The 10,434-nt window shown below is 59.7% G+C and carries 9 protein-coding genes; 3 read left to right on the top strand and 6 right to left on the bottom strand.

All coding sequences use genetic code 11. The annotated features are described in order from the left end of the window. Positions 1–10: 10 nt before the first annotated feature. From AC1DVH_RS20390 to pcaR, 3 genes are all read right to left on the bottom strand, one after another. Entirely contained in the window at positions 11–868 is an 858-nt protein-coding gene (locus AC1DVH_RS20390) for a CoA transferase subunit A (RefSeq protein ID WP_008054173.1), read from the bottom strand. A 271-nt stretch (positions 869–1,139) separates the two neighbouring features. Continuing rightward, positions 1,140–2,486, bottom strand: coding sequence for a 4-hydroxybenzoate transporter PcaK (gene pcaK, locus AC1DVH_RS20385; RefSeq protein ID WP_477755316.1), 1,347 nt, complete (start codon positions 2,484–2,486; stop codon positions 1,140–1,142). A 123-nt stretch (positions 2,487–2,609) separates the two neighbouring features. Next, on the bottom strand, positions 2,610–3,452 hold the full coding sequence (gene pcaR / locus AC1DVH_RS20380; protein WP_223550841.1) for a pca regulon transcriptional regulator PcaR: 843 nt from the start codon (positions 3,450–3,452) through the stop codon (positions 2,610–2,612). Between the two features lie 688 nt (positions 3,453–4,140). Between pcaR and AC1DVH_RS20375 the strand changes: the two genes are divergently transcribed. Next, the gene (locus AC1DVH_RS20375; protein WP_007986337.1) at positions 4,141–4,341 is read left to right on the top strand and encodes a hypothetical protein; all 201 of its coding nucleotides are present in this window, start codon (positions 4,141–4,143) and stop codon (positions 4,339–4,341) included. A gap of 375 nt (positions 4,342–4,716) precedes the next feature. Then, positions 4,717–6,192 (top strand): inorganic phosphate transporter, encoded by a 1,476-nt coding sequence (locus tag AC1DVH_RS20370; RefSeq protein ID WP_477755315.1) that lies wholly within the window; start codon positions 4,717–4,719, stop codon positions 6,190–6,192. Between the two features lie 278 nt (positions 6,193–6,470). On the opposite strand, the gene ccoM is transcribed toward AC1DVH_RS20370, so the two are convergent. From ccoM to AC1DVH_RS20355, 3 genes are all read right to left on the bottom strand, one after another. Further along, positions 6,471–6,587: a cytochrome c oxidase subunit CcoM gene (ccoM, locus tag AC1DVH_RS20365; protein WP_305729722.1), complete on the bottom strand. Its 117-nt coding sequence runs from the start codon at positions 6,585–6,587 to the stop codon at positions 6,471–6,473. Between the two features lie 143 nt (positions 6,588–6,730). Continuing rightward, entirely contained in the window at positions 6,731–6,892 is a 162-nt protein-coding gene (locus AC1DVH_RS20360; protein ID WP_178076663.1) for a hypothetical protein, read from the bottom strand. A gap of 99 nt (positions 6,893–6,991) precedes the next feature. Further along, complete coding sequence (locus AC1DVH_RS20355; protein WP_477755314.1) at positions 6,992–7,333, bottom strand: aspartate-semialdehyde dehydrogenase; 342 nt, start codon at positions 7,331–7,333, stop codon at positions 6,992–6,994. 216 nt (positions 7,334–7,549) lie between these two features. Here AC1DVH_RS20355 and rapA point away from each other — a divergent pair, with 216 nt between their 5' ends. After that, positions 7,550–10,396, top strand: a complete 2,847-nt coding sequence (gene rapA / locus AC1DVH_RS20350) for an RNA polymerase-associated protein RapA (RefSeq protein WP_477755313.1) — start codon at positions 7,550–7,552, stop codon at positions 10,394–10,396. Positions 10,397–10,434 lie beyond the last annotated feature (38 nt).

Genomic DNA, 10,434 nt, shown 5'->3' with positions numbered 1-10,434 from the left:
GTGTAAGTCATTACTTCGCCTCCGAAGCGGCGGCCAGTTTGGCCTGGAACTCGCTGAAGTCAGCGCTGCCGTGGATGTATTCGTTGATCCACGCGGTGAAGGTTTCACGGTCGCGGGCAATCGGGTCCCAGGCCTGGTAGAAACGGTTGTCGCGCTCGTTGTAGCCGTGGGCATAGGACGGGTGCGCGCCGCCTGGCACGTGGCAAACCGCGCTCAAGGCCCAGGTTGGCAGTACACAGGAATTCATCGGTGCATTGAGGTCGTCGACGATTTCCTCAACGGTGACGATGCAGCGTTTGGCGGCCAGTGCAGCTTCTTTCTGCACGCCGAGGATGCCCCAGAGCAGCACGTTGCCCTTGCGGTCGGCTTTCTGCGCGTGAATCACGGTAATGTCCGGGCGCACCGAAGGCACGGCGGCCAACACTTCGCCAGTGAACGGGCAAGTGACGGATTTGATCAGCGGGTTGACCTTCGGCAAGTCGGAACCGGCGTAGGCACGCAGGACCGCGAATGGCAGGCCGGAAGCCCCGGCGACGTAGGCATTGGCCAGGTCGGCATGGCTGTGTTCTTCGATTTCCAGCGCGTGGGGCCACTGCTTCTCCACCGCGTCACGCAGGCGATGCAGGGAGCCGACACCCGGGTTGCCGCCCCAGGAGAAAATCAGCTTGCGGGCACAACCGGCACCGATCAACTGGTCGTAGATCAAGTCAGGGGTCATCCGCACCAGGGTCAGGTCTTTCTTGCCCTGGCGAATGATTTCGTGACCCGCCGCCGTCGGGATCAGGTGGGTAAAGCCTTCGAGCGCGACCGTATCGCCGTCGTTTACGAATTGCTTCACCGCGTCGTGCAGCGAAAGGATTTCAGCCATTGGGGCAGGCTCCCGTTTATTGTTAACCGACAGTGGAAGAAGGCGCCGATGCGCAGCGCCGGAGTGACTGAAGATTAAGCCCGTGCAAAACGCCAAACAATCCGATAATCGACTAAGCGTTCGATTATCGAACATATTGTTATCTGGCTATCTTTATAGGCTGCCCCAAAAGATCGCAGCCTGCGGCAGCTCCTACAGATTTACACATTCCCCTGTAGGAGCTGCCGCAGGCTGCGATCTTTTACTGTTACACCACTATTTCAAACCAGGATCAGGTCGCATCCGCATGACTGACCATGCCCTTGATCACCACCGCCGTCGTTGCCAGCGCCGCCGGAATCACCAGCGCCGTCAGCACTTGCTCGAAGTTCCAGCCCAGCCCCAACAGCGTTGCACCCATCCACGCCCCTAGGATGGCGCCGAAGCGGCCGATCCCGAGCATCCACGACACCCCGGTGGCCCGCCCCTGAGTCGGATAAAACCGTGCGGCCAGCGACGGCATTGCCGATTGCGCGCCGTTGACACACATCCCGGCCACCAGCACCAGGGTCGCCAGCAGCGCGATGTTGCCCAGGCTCTGCCCTACTGCGTAGGCAAACACCCCGGCCAGCAGGTAAAAAATGCCGATGACCTTGTGCGGATTGAACCGGTCCATCGCCCAGCCCACGCCCACCGCACTCAGCACGCCGCCGAACTGGAACAGCGCGCCGATGAAGGCGGCTTGCTCCATGCTCGCGCCACTGTCACGCATCAGCGTCGGCAGCCAGCTGGTCAGCAGGTAAACGATCACCAGGCCCATGAAGTAGGTCAGCCACAGCAGCAAGGTGCCGACGCTGTAGGTGCCGGAGAAGATCACCGCGAACACATTGCGCGCCTTCACGGTTTTCTGTTCCGGCACGCTGAAACTGGACGCCTGGGCCACCACCGTCGGATCAATCGGCGCCAGTGCCTTGCGCACTTTGTCCGTACCGCGATTGCGTACCACCAGGTAACGCGCCGACTCCGGCAGCCAGAGCAGCAAAACGACGGAGAGGATCAGCGGCAAAATCCCGCCGATCAGCAGCAGGCTGTGCCAGCCAAAGGCCGGAATGAGCTTGGCCGAGATGAATCCGCCGCCGGCCATGCCCAGGTTGAAACCGCAGAACATGCTGGTCACTAGCAAAGACTTCTTGCGCTCCGGAGTGTACTCCGACAGCAGGGTCGTGGCATTCGGCATGCCGGCGCCCAGACCCAGGCCAGTCAGGAAGCGCAACACCAGCAACTGATCGACATTGCTGCTGTAGGCCGAGGCCAGGCTGAAGGCACCGAACAACAGCACCGCACCGACCAGTACGACTTTTCGTCCGAAGCGGTCAGCCAACGGGCCCGAGCCCAGTGCGCCGAAGACCATGCCGATCAGCGCCGCACTCATCACCGGGCCTAGGCTGGCGCGGTCGATACCCCAGTCCTGGGACAGGGCCGGGGCGATGAAACCCATGGCCGCAGTGTCGAGGCCATCGAGGAAGACAATCAGGAAACACAGGATCACCACGCGCCACTGGTAGCGCGAAATGGGTTGGGCATTGATGAAGGACTGCACGTCGAGGCAGTTACCTACAGCAGACTGAGGCTGGTTCATTATTTTTATTCCACGGATCGCAGTCGAACGGTGTCAGCAGACGCTGACGAAGCCGCGACAGTAATGATCCGGAGGAAACAGCGTCAATTCGATAAACGCAACTCTGTGCGTTTATCGAACAGCTTAGGCAAACAGCTGGGCGCTGAGGTCGCGGCTGGCACTCAGCAGGCCAGGCAGAAATCGCTGTTCCAGCTCATTGCGGCTGACTCGCCCGGCGTGAGTGCTGACGTTGAGGGCCGCAACCACCTGGCCGGAGGCGTCATATACAGGAACGGCAATTGAACGCAGCCCTTGCTCAAGTTCCTGGTCAACGATGCACCAGCCTTGCTGTCGCACCTCTTGCAGGCATTCGAGCAATGCCTCGGGGGTGTGAATCGTACGGCTGGTCTTGGCTTGCAATTCGGCGTGATCGAGGTATTCGCCCAGCGACGTGTCATCCAGCGCGGCCAGCAGAATCCGCCCCATCGACGTACAATAGGCCGGCAAGCGCCCGCCCACCGACAAGTCCACCGAAATCAGGCGCTGGGTGGTTGCGGAGCGAGCGATGTACAAAATGTCATCACCTTCCAGCGTGGCCATGTTGCAGGCCTCGTGCAGTTGCTCGCTCATGCGGTCCAGGTAAGGCTGGGCGGACACCGCCAGCGGCGTCGATGACACATAGGCATGGCCGAGGGTCAGCACTTTGGGCAGCAACGAATAGGTGCGGCCGTCGGTGGTGGCGTAGCCGAGTTTGATCAGGGTGTGCAGGCAACGGCGCACCGCGGCGCGGGGAATTTCCGTTCGGTGACTGATCTGGGCGATGGTCAGGTGTCGTTTGCGCTCCTGGAACGCTTGCACCACGGCCAGGCCACGGGCCAGGGACGTCATGAAGTCCGGGTCGCCGGTCAGTGCCTGGATCCGCTTGGCCGGTGAAGCAACGATGGGGGGAGCCACTGAAGTGAAGGAATTGCGCATTTGATCGTTCATACAAGGTCCTTTTACCCACTCGGATCAGCGACTATTACAAAGGGCTACCGCCTGGCACTCAAGCCCGGCCTGCCATCTTCGGGCGATTATCGAACGCTCGACCGATAATCGCAATCCACCGGATCAATCACCCGATTCGCTGGTGTCCGGTTTTTCGCTGACTCACGAACCGCTGTTTACATCGACTCGACACAGGACTTAATGGGGCAATCTAAATACCGTAACTTGTTCGAACTTAATGGCGTCAGGCAGGCATCGCTGCAATGTGGTACCCGTCGGCGTTCCAGTTAATCGTAAAGTTTCTAGCAACAAAACGGTCACACCGGGATCCGCTTTTAACTCGTTGGAGATAGTGTTCTTCAAATCGGCCGCTATAATACAATTCAGTAGCGCTTCGGTTTTTTACTTGCCGAACCCGCTGCCCGGCAATGCGATGTTCCATCGCCGTTGCCCGTTGCAAGCGCCAGACTCGCATTGAACCGCCTTGCCAGTGCGCTTGCTGATACAGGAAACTGAAGCTACGTCAGCTGTTTATATCTGGTGCCGTGGCCGCCTGTGACATGGAAGTATTGATCACCCTGTTGCCAAAACGATGCCTGACGGGCATTGCCCATTCGACGAACGTGATCAATCGATTTGATGCAGCGCGTGTTCACCAGAATTTATCCCAACTCAATCAGGTAGCACTGTGACGAAAGACGAACTGCGCGCGGAACTAGAGCGCCAGGAACAACGCTACAAGGAAGTTTACGGCGGAGAAGTCACCACTTACGCCGCTCAACCCGAACCGGAACGCAAACCCTGGCGTAAACGCGCCACCGTTCAGGATCAGGTTTTCCAGCAGGAACTTCAAAAAATGGAAAAGGAACTCAAAGCCGAAGAGCCGTGACTGCTTTGACCTGATCCCTACAATGGCCCGCCTCTGCACCCGTTAAAAGCGGGATGTATTGATGTTGCCTTTCGCGCCCGCCATGAGCGGGCAGCGGCCATCACCGTCGTCGAATCAGGCATATTTCCGGTATCTGACCTATTTCTCAGATTTTTCGCACAACCTTTCAAGCCCCTCTTACCGGGCCGTTAAGGTTTTGCGACAGCGATTTTACAAATAAAATCAATGACTTAAAAAACACAGCAAAACCCTGGGTTTTTAGGTGCTGCGGCAAAAAAATTCGTTGAAGAATGTTACCGATGAGCAGCTAGTGCATTGATTAGCAGTCTTTTCTGGCATAATCGCGCCCCCTTATGACCGGGTCAGAAAACCTTCATGATCGATTTATTCAGCGGACTGGATGCTTGGGTGCTTGTGAGCCTCTTGCTCGCCCTGGCCTTTGTCCTCGCCTTCGAGTTCATCAACGGCTTTCATGACACCGCTAACGCGGTGGCGACCGTTATCTACACCAAAGCCATGCCGCCTCACCTGGCGGTGTTCTTCTCCGGTGTGTTCAACTTCCTCGGCGTGCTGCTGGGCGGGGTCGGCGTGGCGTATGCCATCGTCCACCTGCTACCGGTAGAACTGCTGATCAATGTGAACACCGGTCACGGACTGGCCATGGTGTTCTCGTTGCTCGCCGCCGCCATCGCCTGGAACCTGGGCACCTGGTACTTCGGCATTCCCGCTTCCAGTTCCCACACGCTGATCGGTTCGATCCTCGGTGTCGGCCTGGCCAACGCCCTGATCAACGACATTCCGCTGGCTGACGGTGTGAACTGGCAGAAAGCGATCGATATCGGCGCTTCCCTGGTGTTCTCGCCAATGGCCGGCTTCCTGATCGCCGCACTGATCCTGATCGGTCTTAAATGGTGGCGTCCGCTGTCGAAGATGCACAAGACGCCGGAACAGCGCCGCAAGATCGACGACAAGAAACACCCGCCGTTCTGGAATCGCCTGGTACTGGTGATTTCGGCCATGGCCGTGAGTTTCGTGCACGGTTCCAACGATGGCCAGAAAGGTATCGGCCTGATCATGCTGGTCCTGATCGGTATCGTGCCGGCCCAGTTCGTCCTCGACCTGAACAGCACGACCTACCAGATCGAGCGGACTCGCGACGCGACCCTGCACCTGAGCCAGTTCTACCAGCGCAATTCCGAAACCCTGGGCGAGTTCCTGGCCCTGGGCAAGAGCTTGGACGGCGACTTGCCGGAGAAATTCCGTTGCAACCCGCAACAGACCGAACCGACCATTACCGCCCTGCTCGGCACCCTCAAGGGTGTAGCCGACTACCATTCGCTGTCGGCGGAAAGCCGTATCGAAGTCCGTCGCTACCTGCTCTGCCTGGACGACACCGCGAAGAAAGTCAGCAAGTTGCCAACTCTCGGGGCTCGTGAAAAGGCCGACCTGGACAAGCTGCGCAAAGACCTGACCACTACCACTGAATACGCGCCGTTCTGGGTGATTCTGGCGGTTGCACTGGCCTTGGGCCTGGGCACCATGGTCGGCTGGAAACGCGTGGTACTGACCATTGGCGAGAAGATCGGCAAGCAAGGCATGACCTACTCCCAAGGCATGTCGGCGCAGATCACCACTGCCAGCCTGATCGGCATGGCGAACATCTTCAGCCTGCCGGTTTCCACCACCCACGTGCTGTCCTCGGGCGTGGCAGGCACCATGGTCGCCAACAAAAGCGGCCTGCAAGGCGGCACCGTCAGAACCATCCTGCTGGCCTGGGTATTGACCCTGCCAGCCACCGTGGCCCTGTCGGCCGGGTTGTTCTGGCTGGCTTCGAAGGCCCTTGGCAGCTGATAAGCAGCCAAACGAAAAAGGCGCGCTCCGCAAGGAACGCGCCTTTTTTATTGCCAAAATCTTCGCTACACCACAAATCACTGTGGGAGCGAGCTTGCTCGCGATAGCGGTCTTACAGCCAATATAGATGCTGAATGTTATGGCCTCATCGTCGGAACGCCGCCCGGAGCAAGCTCGCTCCCACAGGGTTTGCGTGTATCGATAGAGTTTTACAGGCAAAAAAAAGGGCAACCGAAGTTGCCCAAAATGCCTTGCGTGCTCATTACATCCAGAAAGAACTACGGTTTTTTCCGCTTGTGCGAATCCTTCCAGATAAAAAGTCCGAATCCTGCAAAAAACACAAACATAAGGCCGACAGTCAGCACTCCGGCGATCACCACGTTGTCGAAAAACATGACGCGTCTCCTGTACTTGCCCTGTTGCGATAGGGCTAAGTTAACCAATCGGGCAGGAGAGAATATTGACCGGGATCAATGTCGCCCGAGACTGGGCAAGAGGAAGGGGAAAGTTTGACCCGCATCAATGAATGCGGGGGATTTCAGCGCTTTTTCGGTTTGTTTTTCGGCTTTTTCCTGGCCTTGCCCAATGGCATGGCCTGCTCGAACGCCTGGCGAACTTCATTGAGTCGCTTGTCGTTGAGGTCATGAACACGCTTGGCGCGTTCAGCGTTGAGGTCAATCAGTTTGTCGTCTTGGCTCATGGCGGTCAGTGCATCGCTTGAAATGAGATTCAGCCGCCGTAGCGTTCGGCAACCCTGCGCCAATAATGCGGCCTGATGGCCTCGCTGACCAGCCTGCGTTCAAATCTCGATGTCGACCCACAGCCCCTGCCGCGGCTGATCTTCCATCAGCGGCGCCACCGGCACGGTGTTGTCGGCATTGAGTTCATCGCCGGGAATCGCCAGGTGCGCCTCGGGGTCATGATCAGCCTCGCGGCGACGTCTTTCCTGCTCCTGCTTGCGGCGCTGTTCCTCGCGCAGCACTAACCCGTCCTCTTCGGGATTGCGCTTTTGCAGGTCAATGGTGCTTTCACTGGAGCTTTCCTGCACCGGCACCACCGGTGGAATGTCCGGACGCTGGCGGATCGGGTCGGTTTGCGAAGTGATCGGCACGGCACTCAGGGGGAGCATCGGTGGCAGCATGGTTTCGGTCTCCTGTCAGCAGGCTGTCGGCTGCGGGGATGGCGACTTGAGCCATCGGTCGCAAACTGTGACCCAATTGGCACTCATTAGTGCACCGGGCGGCGCGCCATGCACAGGTGGACTAACGTAAGACTGTGAGTTTTTCTGAGAGTCCTTTGGCCCTGAAGCCCTCATTCCGTTAAGATAGCCCGCTTTTTCAGGTGGGAGTCAGGCAGCATGGCGCAGCAGTATCAACCGGGGCAACGCTGGATCAGTGACAGCGAAGCCGAGCTGGGTTTAGGCACCGTTCTGGCACAGGACGGCCGCTTGTTGACCGTGCTCTACCCGGCCACTGGCGACACCCGCCAGTACGCGCTACGGAATGCGCCTCTGACCCGCGTGCGGTTTTCACCGGGTGACACCATCACCCACTTCGAAGGCTGGAAGCTTACCGTCCGCGAAGTCGACGACGTTGATGGCCTGCTGGTTTACCACGGCCTCAACGGGCAGAGCGAAGTGGTCACCCTGCCAGAGACCCAACTGTCGAACTTCATCCAGTTCCGTTTGGCCAGCGACCGTCTGTTCGCCGGCCAGATCGACCCGCTGGCCTGGTTCTCCCTGCGTTATCACACTCTGGAACACACCAGCCGCCAGCTGCAGTCCTCCCTTTGGGGCCTGGGCGGCGTGCGTGCGCAACCGATCGCGCACCAGTTGCACATTGCCCGCGAAGTCGCCGACCGCATCGCGCCACGGGTTCTGCTGGCCGATGAAGTGGGCCTGGGCAAAACCATCGAAGCCGGCCTGGTGATCCATCGCCAATTGCTCTCGGGCCGCGCCAGCCGTGTGCTGATCCTGGTTCCGGAAAACCTGCAGCACCAGTGGCTGGTCGAGATGCGCCGCCGTTTCAACCTGCAGGTCGCGCTGTTCGACGAAGAGCGCTTCATCGAAAGCGATGCCAGCAACCCATTCGAAGACACCCAACTCGCGCTGGTCGCGCTCGAGTGGCTGGTGGACGACGAGAAAGCCCAGGACGCGCTGTTCGCGGCCGGCTGGGACTTGCTGGTGGTCGACGAAGCTCACCACCTGGTGTGGCACGAAGATCAGGTCAGCCCTGAGTATTCGCTGGTCGAGCAACTCGCCGAAACCATTCCCGGCGTGCTGCTGTTGACCGCCACCCCGGAACAACTCGGCCAGGACAGCCACTTCGCTCGTCTGCGCCTGCTCGACCCGAACCGTTTCCACGACCTGCAAGCCTTCCGCGCCGAGAGCGAAAACTATCGCCCGGTGGCTGAAGCCGTTCAGGAGTTGCTGGACAAGGGACGCCTGTCGCCGCAAGCCCACAAGACCATCCACGGGTTCCTCGGCAACGAAGGCGAAGCCCTGTTGGCCGCCGTCAACGATGGCGACACCGAAGCCAGCGCCCGCCTGGTGCGTGAATTGCTCGACCGCCACGGCACCGGCCGCGTGCTGTTCCGTAACACCCGCGCCGCCGTGCAGGGTTTCCCGGAGCGCAAGCTGCACCCGTACCCGCTGCCGTGCCCGGACGAATACCTCGAACTGCCGTTGGGCGATCACGCCGAGTTGTACCCGGAAGTCAGCTTCCAGGCCCAACCGGATGCCAGCGAAGAAGATCGCTGGTGGAAGTTCGACCCGCGCGTCGAGTGGTTGATTGATCAGCTGAAGATGCTCAAGCGCACCAAAGTACTGGTGATCTGCGCCCACGCCGAAACCGCCATGGACCTGGAAGACGCCCTGCGCGTGCGTTCCGGCATCCCGGCCACGGTGTTCCACGAAGGCATGAACATCCTCGAGCGTGACCGCGCCGCCGCCTACTTCGCCGACGAAGAGTTTGGCGCGCAAGTGCTGATCTGCTCGGAAATCGGCAGTGAAGGTCGCAACTTCCAGTTCTCCCATCACTTGGTGCTGTTCGACCTGCCGTCCCACCCGGACCTGCTGGAACAACGTATCGGTCGACTGGACCGGATCGGTCAGAAGCACATCATCGAACTGCACGTGCCATACCTGGAAACCAGCCCGCAAGAGCGCCTGTTCCAGTGGTACCACGAAGCGCTGAACGCGTTCCTCAATACCTGCCCGACCGGCAACGCCCTGCAGCACCAGTTCGGCCCGCGCCTGCTGCCGCTGCTCGAAGAAGCCGACGATGGCGAGTGGCAAGCGCTGATCGACGAAGCCCGCACCGAGCGTGAGCGCCTGGAAGCCGAGTTGCACACCGGTCGTGACCGTTTGCTGGAGCTGAACTCCGGTGGCGCGGGCGAAGGCGATGCGCTGGTGGAGGATATCCTTGAGCAAGACGATCAGTTCGCACTGCCGATCTACATGGAAACCCTGTTCGACGCCTTCGGCATCGACAGCGAAGACCATTCGGAAAATGCACTGATCCTCAAGCCGAGCGAAAAAATGCTCGACGCCAGCTTCCCGCTGGGCGACGACGAAGGCGTGACCATCACTTACGACCGTAACCAGGCGCTGTCTCGCGAAGACATGCAATTCATCACCTGGGAGCACCCGATGGTTCAGGGCGGCATGGATCTGGTGCTGTCCGGCTCCATGGGCAACACCGCCGTGGCGCTGATCAAGAACAAGGCACTCAAGCCGGGCACCGTGTTGCTGGAACTGTTGTATGTCAGCGAAGTGGTTGCCCCGCGCTCACTGCAACTGGGCCGCTACCTGCCGCCGGCCGCCCTGCGCTGCCTGCTCGATACCAACGGCAACGACCTGTCGGCCCGCGTGTCGTTCGAAACCTTGAACGATCAGCTCGAAAGCGTGCCGCGTGCCAGCGCCAACAAGTTCATCCAGGCCCAGCGTGACCAGTTGACGCCACGAATCAACGCCGGTGAAGCGAAGATCCTGCCGCGCCACACAGAACGTGTCGCCGAGGCACAGCGTCGCCTGGCCGCCGATACCGAGGAAGAACTGGCGCGCTTGACCGCGTTGCAAGCGGTCAACCCGACCGTGCGCGAAAGCGAACTGGTGGCCCTGCGCAAACAACGCGAGCAAGGCCTGGCCATGCTCGACAAGGCTGCGTTGCGACTGGAAGCGATTCGGGTGTTGGTGGCGGGTTAATCCCCTGCTCCACCCTGCTTAAAAAGAAGGCCCGCAGT

This window comes from Pseudomonas sp. P4_C3 (genome assembly GCF_056402075.1).
Note: the sequence above shows the minus strand (reverse complement) of the source record. Positions and strands in the feature narration are given on the sequence as shown.